Source organism: Enterobacter sp. 237C8 (genome assembly GCF_034106865.1).
Taxonomy (GTDB): domain Bacteria; phylum Pseudomonadota; class Gammaproteobacteria; order Enterobacterales; family Enterobacteriaceae; genus Enterobacter; species Enterobacter asburiae_B.
The window spans coordinates 1-22742 of the sequence record NZ_JAWNDF010000006.1 but is presented as its reverse complement, the minus strand read 5'-3'; the positions used below and the strand labels follow the sequence as shown (position 1 = coordinate 22742).

Sequence of the window (22742 nt, the reverse complement as noted above, 5' to 3'; positions counted from 1 at the left end):
TTACTGCCCCTGCGGAATATCCGTCGCGTCCGGATGTAAATCATCAGCCGTGGCGGCCTGCGCTGGCTGCGGCGCGGTAGCCATAATGGAATCCCAGGTCTTCTGAAGTTCCTTCATGTCATATTCCGGCTCGCCCTTCGGTTGCAGGAGGATCAACGCCATCTCCTGCGACAGCTGCTGACGGAGGTCCTGATTGAGCATCTCGACGGTCAGACCGTTCAGGAATTCCTGACGCAGTTTCTGGTACTGTTCCGGCGCAATGTCCACCACCTGATTCTGCAGGGAACGAATACGCTGGCTGATCAGAATGTCGGTATCGGCGCGAGCGTAGGTCGCAAACAGCTTCTGCAGCTCGAGTTTTTTCTGCGCCACGAGAGCGTTGAATTCCTCTTCGGAAAGCCCCTCTTTACGCACTTTTGCCAGCTCTTTTGCGACCACGCCCAGATTGGCATTCAACTTATCGCCCGGCGACTCAACGTTGATGGCACACTGTGCACGCTGGAACAGCACGCGGCAGTCAAAGCCAAGACCGATATTCTTCACGTTGTTCTTGCTCAGCGTCTGCTGAACGTGCCAGAACAGCGCTTCACGCGCCAGATCGGCACGCCAGTAGCGTAACATCGCCGCGGACTCGCGGATTGGCTGCCAGGCGTTATCCCACATGACGGAGAGGCGATCCTGACGCACGGCGTCCGTCATAATGCTGACAGGCTCTGCACGCAACGGAGAGAGCGTCGGGACAGGGGCTGGCGTTTCACGCTTGCCTTTCAAATCACCAAACGCTTTGTTGATCTGCTCCACCACCGCGCGGCTGTCCACGTTACCCACCACGATCAGCGTCATCGCATCCGGGGTGTACCACTTCTGGTAGAACGATTTTACCTGTTCGGCGTCCACCGGCTGTTTCAGCGGTTCGGCCGGGTCATGTCCCAGCAGCGTCGAGCCCTTCAGGCGGTAACGCCACCAGCCCTCTTTGGTATCCCCGGGCCAGGTCGCCACCATGTCGCTGTTGCTCAGCGCATAGTTGACGGTGTCCGGCGTAATCGCCAGATTGCCAGAGGCATCGGAGAGATACGTAAGCGCTTCTTTAAGCAGGTCGTTACGGTTATTTGGCAGGCTCAGGTTAAACATGGTGTAGTCATACGAGACCACAGCCGGAGGGAGCGGGCGTTTCGGATCGATGGCCTGCTGCCAAAGCGAACGCACCTGAACCGCTTGCAGGCTGCCGCTCTGCGTGAGCGCCAGCCGGGGAATAAAATGGCTAAAACCGGTTTGCTGAGTGCTTTCCGCGAGGGAACCGGTATTAATGGACAGACGGATTTCTACACGGTCACTGGGACGTTGCGGAGTGGCTAAAACCTGCCACTGAAAACCGTTCGCTAATGTCCCTTGTTGCCAGGCCGGGTCTGGCTGGAGCGCATCTGCCTGCACATAACTGGCTGCTGCCATCATCAGCAAACCGCCGGTTAAGAGTCGAATTTTTGTGCCCTGCATGTGAACCCCTGATCAACATTCCTGGTTAAAAAAGAGTGTTTCGCGACGCGCTTCACTCTTAAAGATGACGATGAAAACACGTCGATTAGACCGCGCGTTCGGCAAAACGTCACGGTCAGAAGTGAAATATACCCAAAAAAAATCTTGTCGAATTATGACAGGTACGAACAGTTATTATGCGCAGGAGCCCGCATCCCGACAAGGGAATACGGGCATTTGTGACAAGATTAAGAGGTTAAGCCAGGATTTTTGCTGTCAGTTGAACGGTTATTCAGAGTATCGTCGAGCTTTTTGTGATCCAGCTCTTTCACCCATTTCGCCACCACCACCGTCGCCACGCCGTTACCCACCAGGTTGGTTAACGCACGCGCCTCTGACATGAAGCGGTCGATACCGAGAATCAACGCCAGACCCGCCACCGGCAGGTGACCCACAGCGGAAATAGTAGCAGCCAGCACGATAAAGCCACTGCCCGTAACGCCTGCCGCGCCTTTAGAGGAGAGCAGGAGCACCACCAGCAGGGTAATCTGATGGAAAATATCCATATGGCTGTTGGTCGCCTGAGCGATAAACACGGCCGCCATCGTCAGGTATATCGAGGTGCCGTCCAGGTTGAAGGAGTAGCCCGTCGGGATCACCAGCCCGACCACCGATTTACGGCACCCCAGCTTTTCCATCTTGTCGAGCATACGCGGCAGCGCGGATTCTGAAGAGGAGGTCCCCAGAACGATCAGCAGCTCTTCGCGGATGTAACGGATAAATTTGAAGATGTTGAAACCCGTCGCGCGGGCGATGGAGCCCAGCACCACGACCACGAAAAGGATACAGGTGATATAGAAGCAGATAATCAGCTGACCCAGCTGCACCAGCGTACCGACGCCATACTTACCGATGGTGAAGGCCATCGCGCCGAAAGCACCGATCGGCGCCAGGCGCATGATCATATTGATGATGCCGAAAATCACCTGGGAGAAGCTTTCGATCACATTAAAGATAAGCTGGCCTTTGCTGCCCAGACGGTGCAGAGCAAAGCCAAACATCACGGCGAACAGCAGAACCTGCAGGATGTTTCCGCTGGCGAACGCGCCAATGACGCTGCCCGGAATCACGTCCAGCAGGAAGGCCACCACACCCTGATCCTTCGCCTGCTCGGCATATACCGCGACCGCTTTGGCATCCAGCGTTGACGGGTCTACGTTCATCCCCGCGCCCGGCTGCACCACGTTGACGATGATCAGACCGATAATCAGCGCAAGGGTACTGACCACTTCAAAATAGAGAAGCGCCACTGCACCGGTACGGCCGACCGCCTTCATGCTTTCCATGCCAGCGATGCCCGTTACTACCGTACAGAAGATCACCGGCGCGATGACCATTTTGATGAGCTTAACGAACGCGTCGCCAAGCGGTTTCATTTGCGCGCCCAGCTCAGGGTAATAGTGACCCAGCAGAATACCGATGGCGATGGCTGTCAGGACCTGGAAATAAAGACTTTTGAAGAGTGAGGTTTTCATAAGGTGTCCTTGGGAAGAAAAACCACAGGCTTTGTAAGGTTATGGTTAACCTGCGGCTTTAAAATAACACCCACATAACAGGACAGAAATAAACTCAGTTCAAATTTGAAACACAAATGTTAAGAATTTTGAGCTGGCTCGCACAAGCCAGCAACAAAATTACACTTTTGCGTTATTGTCAGCACCAGAAAGGTATCGTTCTTCAAAGACATCCGAAGGAACAGCAGGGGCAAAAAGGAAGCCTTGTCCGCTCTCCACGCCCGCCTCTGCCAGCCATGCGCGTTGCGCTTCGGTTTCAATCCCCTCGGCAATAAGATGCAGGTTGAGGCTGCGCGCCATCTGGATAATCGCCTGAACCATGCTGCTGTCGCCAGGCAGACCGTCGACAAACGCTTTATCAATTTTGAGCACATCCACCGGAAGGGTTTTCATGTGCTGAAGCTGACGCAGCCCGGCGTATCCCATACCAAAATCGTCCAGCGCAATGCGAATGCCGGCATTACGCAGCGGTTTCAGAATTGCGACTGCCTGATTAGGATCGTCGATGCGTCGGCTCTCCGTCACTTCCAGAGTTAACGTATCAGGCTTGATTCGGTAACGATGGATCAGCTCCAGCATCTCTGAAACCATGGTCGGGTGCATAAGCTGCAGGGCAGACAAATTGACCGACAGCGGCAGCGTCACGCCGCGCTCCTGCCAGGCGGCAAGCTGACGGCAGGACTCCTCCAGCACCCAGTAGCCGACGGTAACCATCAGGCCACAGGACTCAATGCGCTCAATCAGCCCTTCCGGCAGCTCCCATGAACCATCCGGCTGCTGCACGCGCAGCAGTGCCTCGGCGCTTTTCACTTCTCCCGTCAGCAAATTCACCTGCGGCTGTAGCCAGAGGGCAAACTGGCGGTTATCCAGCGCGGTCAGGATGTCGCTCTCTTCCGTCAGGCGCTGCTGCGCCTTTTCCATCTCTTCCGGCGCGAAGAACTGGATCTGATTTTTCCCTTTGCGCCGGGCGGTGAACGCCGCCGAGAACGCGCGATGATAAAGCTGCTCTGCCGTTAAATCGCCATAGTACATCGCAATACCGATACTGGCGCTTGGACGAAGCTGGATACCCTGAATGGGCAACCGCTCATTAATGACAGTGAGTACTTGCTGACCTAAAGTGATCGCATGCCAGGGCTCTTTTACGCCGTTGGCAATCACCACAAGGTCGTAACCGCTGACCTGGGTCAGCACCATGCGCGGGGCAAGGACAGACTTCACTTTTTCCACCAGGGTCAGCAGCAGCATTTCGCGCTGGCTCTCCCTGAGCACGCCAGCCGTATCCTGCAGGGTTTCACAGGCGATAACCATCAGCGCCGTGGTTTGCTGACGGGCAACGGTCTGCTCCAGCATCGCCATCAGGAAGGCTTTATTGGGAAGCTCCGACACCGGGAAGCGCGTGGCGCTGCTGTTTAACTCATCCTGCTGGCGCTGAATGCGCTGCTGGTTGAGGTTGTAGCTGCGCACCAGCATGCCTATCTCATCGTCATGATGCAGACGCGGCAGCTCAAGCTGATGCCCCATCTGATCCTGCGGCGCAAGCGTATTCAGCTCGCGGGCGATACGGCGTAGCGGATGAACAATCAGCCGGTTAATGCACCAGGTAAGCGCCACGCTGAGAATAAGCGTCATAAGTAAGCAAGTGGTCACTAACGTAACCACCCAGCTCATGACGAATTTATACATGCGGTAGGAATCCGCCTGTAATACCAGGTAGGCCAGCGGCTGCGGATTGGCAGGGCGTTCAAGCGAATAAACGGGCAGCGAAATCTGCACCGGCAGTTCAAACAGACGCATCACCATCATCGGGACGGGACGCTCCGGGATAAAGCTCATCCGCAGCGCCTGAAACTGATTGGGCAAGACCACATCGGCGCGGCTAACGACGCCGGCAGGCTGAATGCGTTTTAAAATGGTTTCCGCTTCGGGAATATCCCCTTTCAGGATAGCGGCAGAGAGCGGGCCGCGCACCGATCGCGCGATACTTTCTAACTGCGAAGCCGTGTTATAGCGATTCTGCTGTACGGAATGAAACAGCAAAATTACGCAGAAGAGCAGTACAAACAGCACGGTGACGGCAGAAACCATCGCCATCTGTTTGATTGTTAAGGAACGGCTGACACGCAAAATGACTCTCCACAAAACTCGAAGCGCAGGGCGCGCCAGGGTGTAAACCTGGCGCGCCTGAGTATACCCGATTGCCGCGCTATTAAGAGAGACTTACAAATGGATTAAGGATAATCCGATTACCAGTCCGCGTAAGGGATGAGCGGCTGCGGCGGTAAGTCCATATCGCCCTGCCAGCCTGCAGCAGAGTAACGCACATAGATCAGCGCATGGCTTGGGGTATAGTCTTTCGCTTCCTGAATATCCACGCCCATGCCCACAAACCAGTTGGACGTTACGCGGCGTTCGATAATGGCCCGCGCGGTATAACCCGTGCCAGAGGAGCTGCTGCCGGTTTCCATCACGCCCCGGTCGGTATAGCGGTCTGGCTCATCGGTCGGGATCAGATTCTGGATCGGGTAGCGCAGTTCGTCTTTGGTTTTCGAGTGAGACCAGGACACCGAGCCGCCCAGCTCCCAGGACCAGTTCTCCGTGCGTTTACGCCAGGTCACCGGCAGTGCGAAGGAGACATACTCCTGCGGGCTGTAGTAGCCGCCCTGACCCAGGGTATAACCGCTCAGGTCTTTGTCGTAGTGCCAGAGCATATTGGAGACGCCGACCGTCAGGCGCTCGTTGTTTTTATTAATGAGCTTGTAGTAGTAACCCGTCATCCAGCGGACGCGCCAGTTATCTTCCACATTTTTACCCGTCAGCGTTTCCGCGTTCAGGCTTGACCAGACGCCGTTCGCTTCCCCTTTGTCATAGCTCATGCTTACGCCGCCACCGGTGGCACGTACGCCGCCCCAGGTTGTGCCGGTGTTGGTATCTTTTTGCCCGGCGAACGCCAGCAGAGAGCTGGAGATGGGGCGGCGATGGGCGTTAACGGTATAGCCGATGGGCCCCAGATCGCTGCTGTAGCTGATGCCGCCCACCACGTCGACGACGTCAAAGCCCATTGGCGTGGTGCCAATATCCATCGCCCAGGTTTTATTCTGCCAGCCGACGGCGACGCTTGCGCCATTGTCGGACTGATGGGTGTTGCCGCTACACGGCGTTTCGTAGCAGGTCCCCCATTTTGGATCGTAGGTCCCGTTATTGTTATCAAATGAACCGGCGTCCATGTTGACCAGATCGCTTCTGAAGAACATGCGCCCGTCAGAGAGCGGGGCATCCACCTGCAGCATGGTAGTGTGCGCTTTCAGGTCAGAATAGCCACCCGTGCCGCTGGAGCCCCAGTAGTCGTGCTGCAGCGTGACGTTAACATCCTGCTGACGGTACAAGTCACCGGCATCACTGCGCACGCCGCGCTTCAGCCAGTCGTCTTTTTCATCGTTGCGCGTCAGACGGGTGAAACTGTCGTTGTCGGCCGGACGCGTCGTGGTGATGCCCGTCGACACCATCGCGTCTTTATAGGTTTCCAGCGCCTGCTGAGGCTGACCGTTTTGCGCCTGGAAACGCGCGGCATCACGTAACACCAGCGCGTTTTCCATGGAGCCGGGCTGCGATTTAGCCTGCGGAATGATTTTGTTGAAGGTCTGTTCTGCGGCAGCGGAATCGCCCAGACCTGCCTGCGCCATCGCGATCCGGCGCTGCATGTTGAGCGACAGCGGCTGGCCGTTTTGCGCGGCGGGCAGTTTCGCCAACTCTGCGCGCGCGGCATCTTTGTCGCCCTGCGCGCTGTAAATCTCGGTCAGGCCGAGGATCGCGTCTTCGTTCTGCGGTTCACGCTGCAGAACGGCGTTATACGTCGTTTTCGCCGACGCCAGATCGCCACGCTGCTGCGCCCAGTCAGCCAGCGTCAGGTCGATGCGGGTGGAGGTCGGCTGCTGACGCAGAAGGTTTTCCGCCTCCTGCTCTTTTCCGCTGTCGCGCAGACGGTTGGCGGTTTCCAGCACCTGATTGCTTTGCAGGCGGTCGGCAAGCTCCTGAATATTGCCGTTCCACCGGCTGCGCGGCAGCGTGTCCAGATGCGCCAGCGCGGCGCGGTCCTGATCGTTGCCGGAAAGATAGAGCCCGCTGGCGTACACCTGATCCGGATCGGTCGGTTTCTGGCTGGCAAGCTGACGCATAAGGGTATCCGCCTGGCTGCGCTGACCCGCGCTGTAGAGATCGCGCGAGAGACGATAGGTTATCCAAACGTCGCCGGGAGAGAGCGCCAGACGACGGCGCTGAATCTCTGCCGCCTGGGCGTATTTTCCCTGATTTTCCAGCTGTTCTGCCTGAGCGGAGAGCTGCTCGTTGGTCAGACTGCGTTCAATATCATCAATGCTCCGGCGCTGGCTGGCGGAGAGAGACTGGATAAACTGCGAGGCCTTCTCCGGGGACTGCGCGCGGTAAATATTAGCCAGGCCGCGGACCGCATTGCTGTTGCCGCTGTCCATACGCAGCGCCTGGCGATAGTAACGTTCCGCCGCGTCATTATCTTTACGCGCCGCGGCGGCATCGCCCAGCCCCAGCACGGCATAACTGTCGGTATTGTCGATACTGCGCGCCTGCTGATAGTAACGCTCCGCCTGCGCAGGGTTATTCGCCTTCAGGGCCGCATCGCCCTGCTGGATCAGCAGCCAGTAGCGGTTGACCTTCAGCAGACTGTCCCATTTACCCCGGTTATCGCTCTGGGGATCGAGGGCAATCGCCTTTTCAAACTGCGCCACCGCGCGGGCGCGGTCGCCTTTCTGGGAATAAGCCTGGCCAAGGGCACCTACCGCTTCACTGTCGGCATGGTTGGCGCTGACGGCTTTTTGCAGTTCCGCGACCGCCTTACTTCCCTGCCCGGCATCCACCGCCGCCAGCCCTTCCGCTTTCGCGCGGAACGCCGGGTCAGCGAGCTGTTTTTGCTGTTCTTCGAGCTGGGCACGCGCCGCCGCGACGCTATCGCCGTCACTGAATACGCTCAGGTATTTTTGCAGCGCACTGACGCTGGCGCTGCTGGCAGGCTGGCCTTTGATTTGGTCATACCACATATCAGACGCCTGGCTGCGCCCGTTGGTCGATTTAGCCATATCCTGCAATACCGCAAAGCCTTCGTCACGGCGTCCGCTCTGGAACAAAAGCTGGGACAGCGTCGCCTGCAGCTGTGTATTTCCGGGGCTGCTGGTGTTGATTTTCTTGAGCTGGTTAATGGCCGCATTCCGGCGAGCGGGGTCTTTCGCCACGACGTTCCAGTATTCCGTCGCCACGTCGCCGCCCGGCGGGTTGCCGTCAAACAGCTTGTCATAGGCTGCAATCGCCTCCTGCGTGTGTCCCGTGGTGGCGAGCAAACGCGCCTGCTGGAGCTGCTGGCGGCCATCCGGCGTGGACAGCAGCATCGTGTTGCGTGATGACTGGTATGCACTCGAGCCCGGCGCAATCCCTTTCAGACGATCCAGCTCTTTTTGCGCACCGGCGTTATCGCCCTGGCGCAGCAGGTAGCGAAAGCGTGCGGCAATGACGTCAGGGTTGTTCGGGTCAATCAGCTCAAGACGGTAAAGCGACTGACGAACCAAATCCTCACGCTGTGTCGATTCGCCCAGCCGAACCTGTTCCAGCAGCTGTTTCTGCTGCGGAGAGTTAGCGGCTTCAGCCATCGGCATCAGTGCCAGGCCAAGCGATAAAGTGAGTAGATTTACTGTGAACTTGCGCATTCCTGGCCCCAATCCGGTATTAATTCACCTTTTGCGGTGAAGCGAAAACGATGCTGATCCCATCCTTGCCCAAAGAGAGTCAGCACGTAGCTGTAATAGGCATTGTTATCGGGAAAATGGTCCGCAACGCGCTGGCGCTGAACCGCCTGGGCATCACGTTGTTGTAAAAACGGCAGCATGGCGGCAGAGAACCCGACCGGGCCATTCCCGGTGCGTTTACCCGTCGCCACATCCACTTTCTCCGGCGGCACACCCCGTTTCATTGTCTTTGCCGCCATCGGCTGAAAGCGCGTCAGCAGCCGGGCTTTCTGAGGATCTTTATCACTCATCATTCCCACCCAGAGATAAACGCGGATGGCGTCGTAGCCGCCCACCAGCGATTTATCCTGCTGTAACCGCCAGCCTTTGTTTTTCTGATACTGAACCCAGTCCGGCGAAAACCCTTTCGGCGCGCTCTCCAGCAGCAGACGCTGATTGGTTTCACGAAGCTGGGTCCACGGGGGACCAAAGCGCGTGAAATAACTCGCTAACTGCGGAGGAAGATAGCTGGGGTTAAAACGCCAGACGTTTTCATCGGCAAAACCGACTTTACCGGGAAGCAGCATTGCGCCGAGCCCCGGCACTTTCACCACTTCCTCACTGACAATGCGTTTCAGCAGCGCCTTACCCGTGCGGGTATAGTCCGGATGTTTCCATAACCGGCCCGCTTCGAGCAGAGACCAGGTGATCCAGACATCGGCGTCAGAGGCGGAGTTGGTATCAATCACCGCCCACGTCTCTTTATCTTTCTGGCCCCATAGCCAGGCGGGCAGATGGTCGTTGAGATTGCCGCTGGCAAGATTATCGCGCGTCCAGGTCAGCAGCTGGTCAAACGCGCTGCGATCGTTCGCCGCAAGGGCAAAGAACAAGGCGTAGCTTTGCCCTTCAGAGGTCGTAATTTTGCGCGTGTCGCTGGGATCAACGACACGCCCGCCCTCACTGATATAATCCTTTTTAAACTGCTCCCAGGCAGGCCAGGTACAGGCGGCGCGAAGAGGAAGCGCCGCCAGCATCAACGCTGCTAATGCACACCAGCGAAAGGCTTTCATCACATCTTACTCATCCGGGTTCAGGCGACGACGGCTGATGATACGCAGCAGACGCCACAGTACCCATGCCAGCAAGACCACGCTGACCGCCGCCAGGATGGCGAGCAGAACCGGATGGTTAGCCAGCGCATACCACAGGCGTTCGAACCACGGCAGATGGCCCACGTAGTACACGTCGCCCACGCGCAGGCTATTGACGCCGGACTCACGGATCACCGACACGGATCCAAACATCGCGGCACGTTTACCGCTGTCGTTCATGGCCGTATTGAGCAGTTCATACCCGCGCGGGCTGTCCGCCAGAAGAGCCACCACGCTACGCTGTTCGTTGTAAGGTGACTGGAAGCCCACCACCGCGGCCATTGCCCCCGGAGACGTTACCGTCGTCTGCGCGCTGGCCTGACGGTCGTTCATATCCGGCATAATGCTCGGGAACTCGGTCTGACGCAGCGGCGTGTTAACCCAGGACTGGGCCGCTTTCACCAGCAGATCGATACGTTTGTCATCCTTCAGCTTATCCGGAATGGTACCGATCACCATGATGTCAGCATCTTTGTTCTGGATCTGGCTGCCATCGTCCGTCAACGTGACGTTAATCGCCGGTAATCCCGTCTGTCCCCCAACGGTCGCCATGGTATCCAGCAGGGTCGTGACCTGCCCTTCGCTTGGCGCTTTTGGCATCACAACGATGGATTCAGAGAGATCGGCCATGCGGCTGAACGGGAAGCCCGCGTTAGCAAAGGCGCGCAGATCCGGCATCGCCAGGAAGTGATAGTACTTCGAGAAGTCGATGGTCGACTCATCGCCAATCACGACGTGGTTCTGTACGGGCTGGAAGGTGATGCAGTTTTCCGCCGAGCCGCCAGGCATCGGGTTCATGTACTGGAAGTCAAAGCGCAGCTGGTTTATCGCACCCAGCTTCAGTGCCGGGATGGAGACATCCGTTTTACCGTCCAGCAGCCCCTGCAACACCGGCAGGCGAAGCATCAGGCGGTTAGTATCCTGCGTGCTTTGCAGGCTGAACGACTGCAGGAACTGGTTGTTCAGGCTGATATCCATGCGCGAGCTGTCTTTGGTCGCTGGCGCGGTATAACGGTAGTTCAGATTGATATCAATGCCGTTGGTACGCAGCAGATACAGATCCGGCGGCAGATTCAGTGACAGGCTAATCGGCGCTGGCTCAAGCCCCGTCGCCTGCAGCTGTTCTTCATAGGTTTTCAGCTCGCCAAATGTCACCGCACGGTCGGTACGCACCCAGTTTGGCGCATCATAAGGTTTACGCGCCAGCAGCGGTTTGACCTCATCCACTACAACGCTGTTGCCACGGAAAAGGACGTTGCCCTGGGCAATCGCTTTTGCTGCCTGCACCAGATCTTTATCATCACGGCCAAACACCACCAGCAGCTTCACGTACGGGTTTTCCGGGTGGCTTATCATCTCAACGGTCGGCGCTTTGACGTCCGGATGATCGCGCAGGAAGGCCGGGCGTTTCGCGTTGGTCGCAAACACAATGGCATTTCTGTCCGGCAGTTTGTCATACATCGCCGGGAAGCTCTGTCCACGCCAGCCAGCACGTGAACCAAACCAGGACGCCACAATGGTGGCCGCCAGCTGCTCGGTCACGTCCGGGGATGATGCAAACACCATCGGCAGCGTGAGCGGACGGTTATCACGCGGATCGAAGAACGGAACCGGGAATGCCGAGAGATCGTTTTTCAGCGCCAGCGACTGGTAGGTCATCTGCAGCGAGGAGTTACGCCCGACGTCCATCCACAGCGTGTTGCTGGCAGGGTTTTCGCAGACATCGCGGTAGTGACCGACAAATTCCAGACGGATACGGTTAAAGTCGGTGATGAACAGCGGGTTGATCGGCACCTGCGCCTGGGTTTTCTTGCCAAGCTGCTCTTTGGTGACCGGCAGTACGTCCATCAGCTCATCATTCAGGTAGACCTTCAGCTGAGACTGCGTCGGCAGCAGAGATGGCGACGGCGTATATTCCAGGTTCAGCACCGCATTGGAGACGACCTCATCGCTGCGCATGCCAAACTCAATGCCGCCGTTAGGGTTGATGCCGCGCAGCACCATACTGCCCGGAGGCGGTGCAATTTGCGCGAAGGTCAGCTTCACGTCCCGTGACGGCGCATTGTCCGCAACGACAGGCGCATTCGCCCCCCGGACGCCCGGCATCACCTGCCCGATGACCTGGCCGTCTGCCGGCAGGGTGTTCCCCTCCGTTGGCTGGTTCGGCATGATATTTTCTGTTTGACCAGGTGCCGCGGTGACAACCGGATCGGTTGCTTGCGCGACGACAGGTACCGTTGGCGCAGGCGTTGCCGCTGCGTTACCGGGAGCTGCGTTAGCCATTGTTGCGGGGAGGACATTCATCCCCATTGCCACTGCACATAACCAGGAAAGTTTTGTTTTCATCGCGTTATCATCATTGTTGAGCCATAACCGGGTCCGCCTGCTTCGCCTCATCCCGCTCAGGACGACGAGGAATGAACGACACGACCCAGGAAACCAGCGAAGTAAGTGACCGGAAAATTAATTTCACCGACGACGGGGCGAATTCTGCAAGGTGACGATAGCCACGGAACCCCAGCTTCAGAATATCCAGCAGGCTTTCCAGAGGTTTATCTTCCGGGAAGCTGTCCTGCCAGAGAGCCCACGTATCCGCGCGGGCAAACGTACACTGCACAAAATCGATATGTTGCTTTTTGGTCAACGGCATCAGCTGCAAACCGACTTCATTGCCCGCCACGCGCACAACCTGCGTCGGGAAGACATACTCCTGCTGACCGCGCTTAAGCAGCAGGTTAACTTTCTGGCCTTCCAGCACCTTCGCCTGGCCGTTGATTTTGATTCCCAGGCCACCGTCAGAGAAGTCGTGCACGGTACAGGAGAAGAGATGGCCATCTTCACGGGCGATCGCCGCAGGCATGCAGATTTCAACGCGATGCGCACGACGAACCTGTTTACTCTCCACCGACACCGCCACCGCGCCGCCAAGGATAATCAGGTTGTAGAAGACCCAGGCCATACTCACAAAGACGGTCAGGATTTCGTTTTCCGGGCCGTAGAAGTAACGCCAGATACCGGCGATGACGCCAACGATATTCAGCAATACCAGGAAGATATACGGACGGGAGATGACCCAGTCGACGTACTCCTCTTCAACCAGGCCGCCCTTGGCGGTGACGTTAAATTTCCCTTTGTGCGGGTTAATCAGCGCCACCATCGTCGGCGGCGCGATATACCAGGCTAGCACCGTTTCGTAGATTTCACTCCAGAAGGAATGGCGGTATTTACCCTGTATCTTCGAGTTCGTCAGGCTCGCGTGGATCATGTGCGGCAGAACAAACAGCGCAATCATCAGCGCCGGGGCGTAAATGATATAAGCGTGAAGGAGCAGGAACGCCAGCGGCGCGGTCAGGAAGATCAGCCGCGGGATACCGGATAAGAAGTGGAACATGGCGTTGACGTAGCAGAGACGTTGCGCCAGCTTGAGCCCTTTCCCAATCAGTGGGTTATCGAGACGGAAAATCTGCACCATGCCGCGCGCCCAGCGAATACGCTGACCAATGTGCGCCGACAGTGACTCCGTTGCCAGACCGGCGGCCTGCGGAATACGCATATACGCCGAGGTATAGCCACGACGGTGCAGGCGCAAAGAGGTATGCGCATCTTCAGTGACCGTTTCGACGGCGATACCGCCAATTTCATCCAGCGGCTTACGGCGGATAACCGCACAGGAGCCGCAGAAGAAGGTGGCATCCCACATGTCGTTTCCGTCCTGCACCAGGCCATAAAACAGGGTGCCTTCGTTCGGGGTTTTGCGGAAGCGGCCAAGGTTACGTTCAAACGGATCCGGCGAGAAGAAGTGGTGCGGCGTCTGCATCATCGCCAGCTCTTTCTCCTTCAGGAACCAGCCCATGGTCATCTGCAGGAACGAGCGCGTCGGCACGTGGTCACAGTCAAAGATCGAGACAAACTCCCCTGTGGCATACTTCAACGCGTTGTTGATGTTCCCGGCTTTCGCATGTTCGTGAGTCGGACGAGCGATGTACTCGACGCCGACCTCCTCTGCGAACTGGCGGAACGCCGGACGGTTGCCGTCATCCAGGATCCAGACCTTGAGCTTGTCTTTCGGCCAGTCGATGCCCAGCGCAGCATAAATGGTGTTTTTCACCACGCTCAGATCTTCGTTGTAGGTCGGTACAAAGAGATCAACAGACGGCCACTGCGCGGTGTCTTTTGGCAGCGGAACCGGCTGGCGGTTGAGCGGCCAAATAACCTGGAAATAGCCCAACACCAGTACGATCCAGGCGTAGGTTTCGGCAAACAGCAGCACCAGGCCGCACACCAGGCTGACCGGGTCGTCCCAGTTCAGGGTTGAGGTATAACGCCACCAGATGTAGCGACAGGAGACGGTCAACGACAACACAATCAGCATCAGCGCCGAGAAGCGGCCCGGAATACGGCGGACCAGCAGCGCCACGCCCCACAGCAGGATCAGGAAGGTGAACTGCGCCAGAGGATTGAAAGGCTGCGTAATACAGACCAGCGCCAGAATGAGCGAGAACACGACGATCACGCCGAGGATAAAACGCCGCAGGCCCGGGTGAAGATGCCCGAGCTCTTTATGGTTATCCAGATGGCTGGTCTTATCGCTTACGCTGTTGGGCAGTCTGTCCAGCCACTGGTGGTAGCGCTCACGTAACTGCTGAACCCGGGAGAAGCTGCGCCAGTGCGGCGTTATTTTCTCTGAGCGGGATGACGTGACCACCAGCCAGATGGCCTGAATGAGATAGCGCGCCGGATCCAAAGGACGCGGCCGGTTGGGATTAATATGCGGATATAGCTCACTGTGCCGGGCACGTATGCGCTGCCAGCGCGGGTGTTCGAGTGGAATAAACATCCAGGCCAGAATCATCCAGAAGCAGCCGAGCGCGGCGCTAAATGCCGAAGCACCGTGCCGGCGGAAATGCCGGTAATGTTCGCTCAAACGCGAACTGACCGGTGGGATGAGTAACCAGCTGGCGAGACGACTCATACAGAACTCCCTGCATGCTCCGCCCTGTTGGCGAAGTTCAGCAGACACCAGTTAGCCAGCGTCAGGATCTCTTCTGCCGCCAGTGAATCGCTGCGGTATTCGCCGAGCGGTTGCTTAGACGCTAGGCATTCCGCCATCCCCTCATCACGATGGATGACAATGGGAAGCAGACGGCGCTGGCTTTGCAGCCAGACCTGATACAGATCGTCCTGGATCTGGCTGCCAATGCGCAAATCGTTAATCAGAAGGTGAGCGTTCTGAGGCAGCCCCTGCTGATGCAGGCGGATATGGCAGTTCGCATCGACGTTGACGATGGAAAGTATATGATCGCACTGGGCGATAAGCTGTCGAGTGAGCGTGCCGGCGCCGTGCGGCAGATCCAGCAGGATCCACTTGTAGTGCCCCTTTTCTTTCAGGGTTTGCAGCGCCAGCGTGAACTGCGAAAACAGGCGCTGATACGCGGCTTCATTCTCGCGTTCCGTGGTGGTCAGTTGCCCAAACGGCAGCAGATCAAGCTGGGAGGTATAGCGCATCCCCGCATCCTGCCAGTCTTTATCATCAAGCAGCGCGCGGGCCCAGCCCTCTTCACGAGAAAAGTCGACGTTAAACGACATACGCAACAAATTATCGGCGCAGGCGTCAATAACCAGCACCGATTCACCTAAAAGCTGTAATGACCACGCCAGCGCCGCGGTAACTGATGTGGTACCCACACCGCCACGGACACCCTGTAATCCGAGTATGGCCATCAATGGCTCCCTTATTGTTGATGGGCGAATTCAGCTAATAACGGCCAGCGTTTAATAGCCGCGGCCAACTGTTCCCGCTGGGAAATATCGGTGTAATCTATTTCAGGTAAAGAAAAGGCCTGCGTCAGCGCCAGAAAATCGTTTTGGAATGTGTAACCCAGAGTCGAGTCGACTGGGGTTCCAGGTTCGTTATTATCCATTCTTTTTCCATCCCTTTAAGGAAAATCGCACGCTAAAGAAGTTGCGGGGCTTCCTGCCCTGACAAATTTCATTTACATGCTAAATCTGATGTTCTTTAATTTCAATGTTAGGTTTATTTCTACGCTTTCGCTAGTAAACTGAGATACAGATAAATTAGACGAAAAGAGGGACACCGTGGACTCCATATTTTCTATTGGCATCCAGTCATTATGGGACGAATTGAGCCACATGCCAGTCGGAGGAGTCTGGTGGATTAATACGGACCGTAATGAAGATGCTATCAGTCTGGTAAACCAGACAATTGCTGCTCAGGATAAGGATTCCCGCGTGGCCGTCATTAGCATGGGCGAAGATCCGAAGAAAATTATTACGCTTGAAAGTGGTCGCGGCCCCCAGACGGTGCGATTATTTTCCATGACATCGGAAGCCGATAGTCTATACTTTTTGTCCCGCGACGTTCAGTGCTCTATTGATCCGGATCACTATTTTGTGATTCTGAAATGCGCAAATAACGTCCTGCAAAATATGCCCGCTGAAAAACTGCTGCCCTGGCTGGAAAAAATCAATAAATGGGCAAAATTTCAAAATTGCACGCTATTGATAGTCAATCCCGGCAGTAATAATGACAAGCTGTTCTCACTTTTAATGGGCGAATATCGCTCCCTGTTCGGTCTGGCAAGCATTCGTGACCAGGCAGGCAGCTATCTCTACGATATTGCATTCTGGTGTAATGAAAAAGGCGTGAGCGCCAGGCAACAGCTTACGCTGAAACATATTGAGGGCGAGTGGCACCTGGCGCAGCAGGAAGAAACCGTGGTGCAGCCGCGCAGTGATGAAAAACGCATCCTGAGCCATATCGCGGTTTTAGAGGGGGCACCCGCCCTGTCGGAAAACTGGACATTGTTTGATTCTAACGAAGCCCTTTTCCATGAAGCCCGCACAACCCAGGCGGCAACCCTTATTTTCTCGCTGATGCAGAATAACCAGATTGAGACGCTGGCACGACAAATCCACACCTTACGCCGCCAGCGCGGCAGTGCGTTGAAAATCATCGTGCGCGAAAATAATACCAGCCTGCGCGCCACCGATGAGCGCCTGCTTCTGGGCTGCGGCGCCAATATGGTTATTCCATGGAATGCGCCGTTGTCACGCTGCCTGACGCTTATCGAAAGCGTTCAGGGCCAGCAGTTTAGCCGCCACGTACCGGAAGATATTTCCACGCTGCTCTCCATGACGCAGCCGATGAAGCTGCGTGGGTACCAAAAATGGGATACCTTCTGCGACGCCGTGGGCAACATGATGAACAACACGCTTCTTCCTGCTGACGGAAAAGGGGTCATGGTTGCTCTGCGTCCTGTACCGGGTATTCGCGTTGAACAGGCTCTCACCTTATGTCGCCCGAACCGTACAGGGGACATCATGACCATTGGCGACAATCGCCTGGTGCTGTTTTTGTCCTTCTGCCGGGTAAACGATCTCGATACGGCGCTTAACCACATCTTCCCTCTGCCTACAGGGGATATTTTCTCGAACCGTATGATTTGGTTCGAAGATAATACGATTAGCGCGGAGCTGGTGCAGATGCGTGCGCTCCAGCCTGAACAATGGGTTAAGCCGCTCGCTATCAAGAGCGATGCCAAACCGATCCTCAATGCCAGGCATGATGGACACGTCTGGCGTCGAGTTCCGGAACCCCTTCGCTTATTAACAGACAACGCGGAGAACGCATCATCATGAACATCAGCGATATCATTCAACTGGTTATATTCTGTGCGCTGATCTTTTTCCCGCTTGGCTACTATGCGCGCCATTCCATCCGCCGTATCCGTGATACGGCCAGAGTGCTGTTTATTAAACCTCGCTATGTAAAACCAGCCGGAACACTGACACGGGCATCACACGTCAAGGCAGACCGAAAACATGACTAATTCTACCTATACCGCTTCGTCACCCTCGCCGCTCTGGCAATACTGGCGCGGCCTTTCCGGCTGGAACTTCTACTTTCTGGTGAAGTTTGGCCTGCTGTGGGCAGGCTATCTGAATTTCCATCCCCTTCTAAACCTCGTGTTTATGGCCTTCCTGCTGATGCCGCTGCCGAATATCAGGTTACATCGCTTGCGCCACTGGGTCGCTATACCTGTCGGCTTTGCGCTGTTCTGGCATGATACCTGGCTACCGGGGCCGGACAGCATTATGAGCCAGGGGTCGCAGGTGGCGGGCTTTAGCGCCAGCTATGTCCTCGATCTGACCGAGCGTTTTATTAACTGGCAGATGATTGGCGCGGTATTTGTGCTGCTGGTTGCCTGGCTGTTCCTGTCACAGTGGATCCGCGTCACGGTGTTTGTCGTCGCGATTATGATCTGGCTTAACGTGCTGACGCTGGCTGGGCCGAACTTTTCGCTGTGGCCTGCTGGTCAACCGACCACCACGGTGACCACCACAGGGGGAAGCGCGGCGGCAACCGTCACAACGGCAGGCGATACGCCTGTGGTGGGCGATATCCCAACCCAGACCGCACCGCCTACTTCTACAAACCTGAACGCCTGGCTCTCCAGTTTCTATACCGCGGAAGACAAGCGACAGACTAAATTCCCGGACGCGCTGCCGGCGGATGCTCAGCCGTTTGAACTGCTGGTGATCAACATCTGCTCTCTCTCCTGGGCCGACGTGGACGCCGCCGGTTTGATGTCTCATCCGCTGTGGTCACACTTCGATATTCAGTTTAAAGATTTCAACTCTGCCACCTCGTACAGCGGCCCGGCGGCGATCCGCCTGCTGCGTGCAAGCTGTGGTCAGACATCGCATAAAAACCTGTATCAACCCGCCGGCAACCAGTGTTATCTGTTCGATAACCTCGCAAAGCTGGGCTTTACGCAGCACCTGATGCTGGGGCATAACGGCCAGTTCGGTAACTTCCTGAAAGAGGTGCGCGAACAGGGCGGCATGCAGGCACCGCTGATGGATCAAACCGGTCTTCCCGTCTCTCTGCTCGGCTTCGACGGTTCGCCCGTTTATGACGATACTGCCGTCCTGCAGCGCTGGCTGCAGACCATCGAAAAAGACAGCAATCCACGCAGCGCGACGTTCTTTAACACCCTGCCGCTCCACGACGGTAACCATTTCCCGGGCGTGAGCAAAACGGCTGATTATAAAGTGCGTGCGCAGAAGTTCTTTGACGAGCTGGACGCGTTCTTCACGGAGCTGGAAAAATCAGGCCGTAAAGTGATGGTGGTTGTGGTACCTGAGCACGGTGGTGCGCTGAAAGGTGACAGAATGCAGGTGTCGGGTCTGCGTGATATCCCAAGCCCGTCCATCACCAACGTGCCTGCCGGCATTAAATTCTTTGGTATGAAGGCACCGCATCAGGGCGCACCGATTGAGATTACACAGCCAACCAGCTATCTGGCGATCTCAGAGCTGGTTGCCCGCGCCGTTGACGGGAAGCTGTTTGTGGAGGATAGCGTGAACTGGGATCAGCTCACCAGCAACCTGCCGCAAACCGCAGAGGTCTCAGAAAACGCTAACGCGGTCGTCATTCAGTATCAGAACAAACCGTACGTTCGCCTGAACGGCGGGGATTGGGTACCGTATCCGCAGTAACAAGGTATGACTTCCCTCTCCCCATCGGGGAGAGGGATAATGTCGACATTATTGCTGGGCGATCCACACCAGCATTTTCAGACTTGCCGAATAGTAGTCGTCTTTAGAGGTGATTTCGGGTTCACCGGAAGACTGCCCCATCGTGAAATCACGTACAGCCAGCAGGCCGCCTTCCATCATGTAGGGCGCATATTCGTTGGTCGCGACGTTAACCCAGGCGGGCGTTTGTTCCCGGGGGAACTGACCGAACCAGGCCTTCCACGGCGTCAGCAGTGGGCTTTGCTTATCAGACCAGGCAACGTACAGCGGAACACGAATCGCGTCATAGCTCATTCGCGGCGGCCAGCCTTTGGCAGGAGCCAGCTTGCCACCTGATGCCAGTGAAACCCAATCAGTGGGCAGATTCGCTTTACCCGAGCCCATTTTCCCCAGCAGGCGTTTCCCGTCCTTAATCAAATCGCGCCAGACCGGCAAATGGCTGCGTCTGGCGAAAGCTTGCCAGGCCGGAAACACGAAATAGGAAGGATTAAGGACGACTTCACCCTCAAGCTTAAACCCCTGGACGCCGGGCAGCATCACGCGGTAACCGGCATAGCGGATCACGCTGTGGTCAATCAGTGCTTTGGTAATTGCATCCGATGCGGCGCTGTAGCGCTTGTCATGCCAGCGGGCGTCGGCTTTCAGCAACGCCCAGGCAATCAGCACGTCGCCATCTGCAGCGTTGTTTTTGTCGGCGACCGGGTTGGACTCTGCGGGGTTATAGCGCCAGTAAAACAGACCATTTTCTTTGTTCTTTAGCCGACTGTCTGTCCATTGCCAGAGCTTATCGAACGTGGCTTTATCGTCGTTGGCCACCGCCATCAGCATGGCAAAACCCTGACCTTCCGTATGCGACACGCCGCCATTACCGGTATCAACAATACGGCCTTCCGGTTTGAAAAAGCGGGCCTTGTAACTCTCCCAGGCCCGATCCGCATGAGAGAGAGGCGAAAACAGCACACTCATCATGACGGCCAGCGTTGCGCAGACGGGTTTTCGCATAATTAACTCGATCCGGTTATTCGGCACTTCGCAGTGAAATCTCACCGCCCATCCAGGGTTTGATCACGCCATCCTGCTCCAGGAGCAGCGCGCCCTGTGCGTCAATACCGCGGGAAGTTCCGTAGATCTCTTTATCACCAATCAGCAATTTCACCGGGCGGTTGATGAAGTTATCCAGCTTTTCCCAACGAGACAGGAACGATGCCAGCCCTTCCTGCTCAAAAAGCGTGAGTGAACTGCGCAACTCTTTAATCATACGCACGGCAAGGGTGTTGCGATCGATGACGATCCCCGCCTCCTGGAGGTTAGTCCAGGCCTGATTCACCACATCATTTTGTACATTGCGCATCACCATGTTGAGGCCTGCGCCGATGACGATTTGCGCCGCATCGCCCGTTTTTCCCGTCAGTTCGACCAGAATGCCGGCAAGTTTACGATCGTTGAGATACAGGTCATTAGGCCATTTAACGCGTACTTTATCCGCCCCCAGATCGTGCAGCACTTCCGCCATGACGATGCCGATGACCAGACTCAGACCAATGGCAGCGGCCGGGCCCTGCTCGAGTCGCCAGTACATGGACAGATAGAGGTTAGCGCCAAATGGCGAAAACCATTTGCGACCGCGACGGCCGCGACCGGCCTGTTGATATTCAGCAACGCAGGCATCGCCGGATTTCAGCTCAGCCAGACGATCCAGAAGATACTGGTTCGTCGAATCAATCACCGGCAGCACCGCAACATTGCCGTGTCCGATCTGGCTGCGGATCGTTTCTTCATTCAGCAATTGAATCGGCTCCGGCAGGCTGTAGCCCTTTCCGGGAACCGTGAACACATCAACACCCCAGTCGCGAAGCGTCTGGATATGTTTATTGATAGCAGCACGGCTCATGCCAAGCTGCTCACCCAGCTGCTCGCCAGAATGAAACTCGCCGTCAGCAAGGATGCTAATCAGGGTTAAGGGAACGGTATTGTCCTTCACGCGATAGCCTCCACGGCATTAACTTCGCCTGTGCAGCCAATGAAGCGAACTTCTGGCTCCAGCCAGACGTTAAATTTTTCGCCCACACGCTGACGAACATAATGAGCCAGCTGTACAACATCATCGCTGGTCGCATCGCGCTGATTAATCAGCACCAGAGCCTGCTGCTGGTGAACGGCAGCACCGCCTACTGAAGTGCCTTTTAGCTGGCATTGATCGATAAGCCATCCTGCGGCAAGCTTCACGCTGCCATCAGCCTGAGGATAACGTGGCGCGGCTGGCCATCCTTCAAGAAAGACTTTTGCATTTTCGCTGCTGATAACCGGGTTTTTGAAGAAGCTTCCTGCGTTTCCGTTTACTTTTGGATCGGGAAGTTTGGTCATCCGCATATGGCAAACGGAATCAAAAACGTCGCGGGCGGTTACGGTAGCCGGATCGAGACGCGTTAAATCCCCGTAGGTCAACACAGGCTGCCAGTCCTTCGACAGACGCAGGCCCACGGCAACAATCACGTAGCGATCCTGATATTCATGCTTGAAGATACTGTCACGATAGCCAAACCGGCACTGTTCCGCCGTTAAACGCTTTGCCGTTCCGGTTGCCAGTTCGATGCAGTCGACATATTCACAGACATGTTTCAGTTCGATGCCGTAGGCACCGATGTTTTGAATAGGTGACGATCCGGCGCAGCCTGGAATAAGCGCAAGGTTTTCCAGGCCCGGCATCCCTTTTTCGAGGGTGAATTGCACCAGATGATGCCAGTTTTCTCCGGCCCCCACGTGCAGGTGCCAGCTGTCGGCACGCTCTTCCACATCAATTCCCATGATGCGGTTAACGATCACCGTTCCCGCAAAATCATCGAGAAACAGGACATTACTTCCTTCGCCCAGAATCAGTACGGGTTCGTTATTTTCAGTTGCGCTTTGCCATGCATCCAGCAGTTGCTGTGCAGTATCGGCACGTACAATTTGTTTAGCATTGCGTTGAATGCCAAAGGTATTCCAGGGCTTAAGGGAGTGGTTCATAGACGCTATCCTGATGCAAAAACGCAGGTAGTTTACCGTATAAGCAGGGCGTTGGGGGATTAGTTTGTGCAGCCTATAAAAACGCAAAAAGGCCATCCTTGCGGATGGCCTTTCTACTTATTTGATGCCTGGCAGTTCCCTACTCTCACATGGGGAGACCCCACACTACCATCGGCGCTACGGCGTTTCACTTCTGAGTTCGGCATGGGGTCAGGTGGGACCACCGCGCT

15 protein-coding genes and 1 rRNA gene are annotated in these 22742 nt (G+C 56.2%); 3 read left to right on the top strand and 13 right to left on the bottom strand.

Going from position 1 to position 22742, the window contains the following annotated elements; all coding sequences use genetic code 11:
* The 9 genes from USF70_RS16235 to bcsR form a co-directional block, all read right to left on the bottom strand.
* Positions 1-1494 carry a M16 family metallopeptidase gene (locus USF70_RS16235; protein ID WP_214538964.1) on the bottom strand — a complete coding sequence of 498 codons (1494 nt, stop codon included), beginning with the start codon at positions 1492-1494 and terminating at the stop codon, positions 1-3.
* Between the two features lie 227 nt (positions 1495-1721).
* On the bottom strand, positions 1722-3008 hold the full coding sequence (locus tag USF70_RS16230; protein WP_023309587.1) for a dicarboxylate/amino acid:cation symporter: 1287 nt from the start codon (positions 3006-3008) through the stop codon (positions 1722-1724).
* Between the two features lie 159 nt (positions 3009-3167).
* A complete protein-coding gene (gene hmsP, locus USF70_RS16225; RefSeq protein WP_064673669.1) occupies positions 3168-5174 on the bottom strand; it encodes a biofilm formation regulator HmsP in 2007 nt (668 codons plus the stop codon).
* 119 nt (positions 5175-5293) lie between these two features.
* Entirely contained in the window at positions 5294-8776 is a 3483-nt protein-coding gene (bcsC, locus tag USF70_RS16220) for a cellulose synthase complex outer membrane protein BcsC (protein WP_320735810.1), read from the bottom strand.
* Positions 8758-9864, bottom strand: coding sequence for a cellulose synthase complex periplasmic endoglucanase BcsZ (gene bcsZ / locus USF70_RS16215; RefSeq protein WP_320735833.1), 1107 nt, complete (start codon positions 9862-9864; stop codon positions 8758-8760). Before bcsZ ends, bcsC begins: the two co-directional genes overlap by 19 nt.
* A gap of 6 nt (positions 9865-9870) precedes the next feature.
* Positions 9871-12291: a cellulose biosynthesis cyclic di-GMP-binding regulatory protein BcsB gene (gene bcsB, locus USF70_RS16210; RefSeq protein WP_143347684.1), complete on the bottom strand. Its 2421-nt coding sequence runs from the start codon at positions 12289-12291 to the stop codon at positions 9871-9873.
* 10 nt (positions 12292-12301) lie between these two features.
* On the bottom strand, positions 12302-14917 hold the full coding sequence (bcsA, locus tag USF70_RS16205; RefSeq protein WP_029740462.1) for a UDP-forming cellulose synthase catalytic subunit: 2616 nt from the start codon (positions 14915-14917) through the stop codon (positions 12302-12304).
* Entirely contained in the window at positions 14914-15666 is a 753-nt protein-coding gene (bcsQ, locus tag USF70_RS16200; RefSeq protein WP_023333774.1) for a cellulose biosynthesis protein BcsQ, read from the bottom strand. Before bcsQ ends, bcsA begins: the two co-directional genes overlap by 4 nt.
* Positions 15667-15677: 11 nt before the next feature.
* Positions 15678-15866 carry a cellulose biosynthesis protein BcsR gene (gene bcsR / locus USF70_RS16195; RefSeq protein ID WP_008503237.1) on the bottom strand — a complete coding sequence of 63 codons (189 nt, stop codon included), beginning with the start codon at positions 15864-15866 and terminating at the stop codon, positions 15678-15680.
* A gap of 175 nt (positions 15867-16041) precedes the next feature.
* Between bcsR and bcsE the strand changes: the two genes are divergently transcribed.
* The 3 genes from bcsE to bcsG are packed head-to-tail and all read left to right on the top strand — an operon-like array spanning position 16042 to position 19467.
* The gene (gene bcsE, locus USF70_RS16190) at positions 16042-17604 is read left to right on the top strand and encodes a cellulose biosynthesis c-di-GMP-binding protein BcsE (protein WP_033146877.1); all 1563 of its coding nucleotides are present in this window, start codon (positions 16042-16044) and stop codon (positions 17602-17604) included.
* Positions 17598-17795, top strand: a complete 198-nt coding sequence (gene bcsF, locus USF70_RS16185; protein WP_024908822.1) for a cellulose biosynthesis protein BcsF — start codon at positions 17598-17600, stop codon at positions 17793-17795. Before bcsE ends, bcsF begins: the two co-directional genes overlap by 7 nt.
* Positions 17788-19467: a cellulose biosynthesis protein BcsG gene (gene bcsG / locus USF70_RS16180; RefSeq protein WP_033146878.1), complete on the top strand. Its 1680-nt coding sequence runs from the start codon at positions 17788-17790 to the stop codon at positions 19465-19467. Before bcsF ends, bcsG begins: the two co-directional genes overlap by 8 nt.
* A 48-nt stretch (positions 19468-19515) precedes the next feature.
* Here the strand turns inward: bcsG and USF70_RS16175 are convergent, their stop codons facing one another.
* The 4 genes from USF70_RS16175 to rrf all read right to left on the bottom strand — a co-directional run.
* Complete coding sequence (locus tag USF70_RS16175) at positions 19516-20508, bottom strand: glycosyl hydrolase family 8 (protein WP_064673665.1); 993 nt, start codon at positions 20506-20508, stop codon at positions 19516-19518.
* 16 nt (positions 20509-20524) lie between these two features.
* On the bottom strand, positions 20525-21487 hold the full coding sequence (birA, locus tag USF70_RS16170; protein WP_320735809.1) for a bifunctional biotin--[acetyl-CoA-carboxylase] ligase/biotin operon repressor BirA: 963 nt from the start codon (positions 21485-21487) through the stop codon (positions 20525-20527).
* On the bottom strand, positions 21484-22512 hold the full coding sequence (murB, locus tag USF70_RS16165; RefSeq protein WP_064673664.1) for a UDP-N-acetylmuramate dehydrogenase: 1029 nt from the start codon (positions 22510-22512) through the stop codon (positions 21484-21486). Before murB ends, birA begins: the two co-directional genes overlap by 4 nt.
* A gap of 126 nt (positions 22513-22638) precedes the next feature.
* Positions 22639-22742, bottom strand: a 5S ribosomal RNA gene (gene rrf / locus USF70_RS16160); the annotation flags it as partial.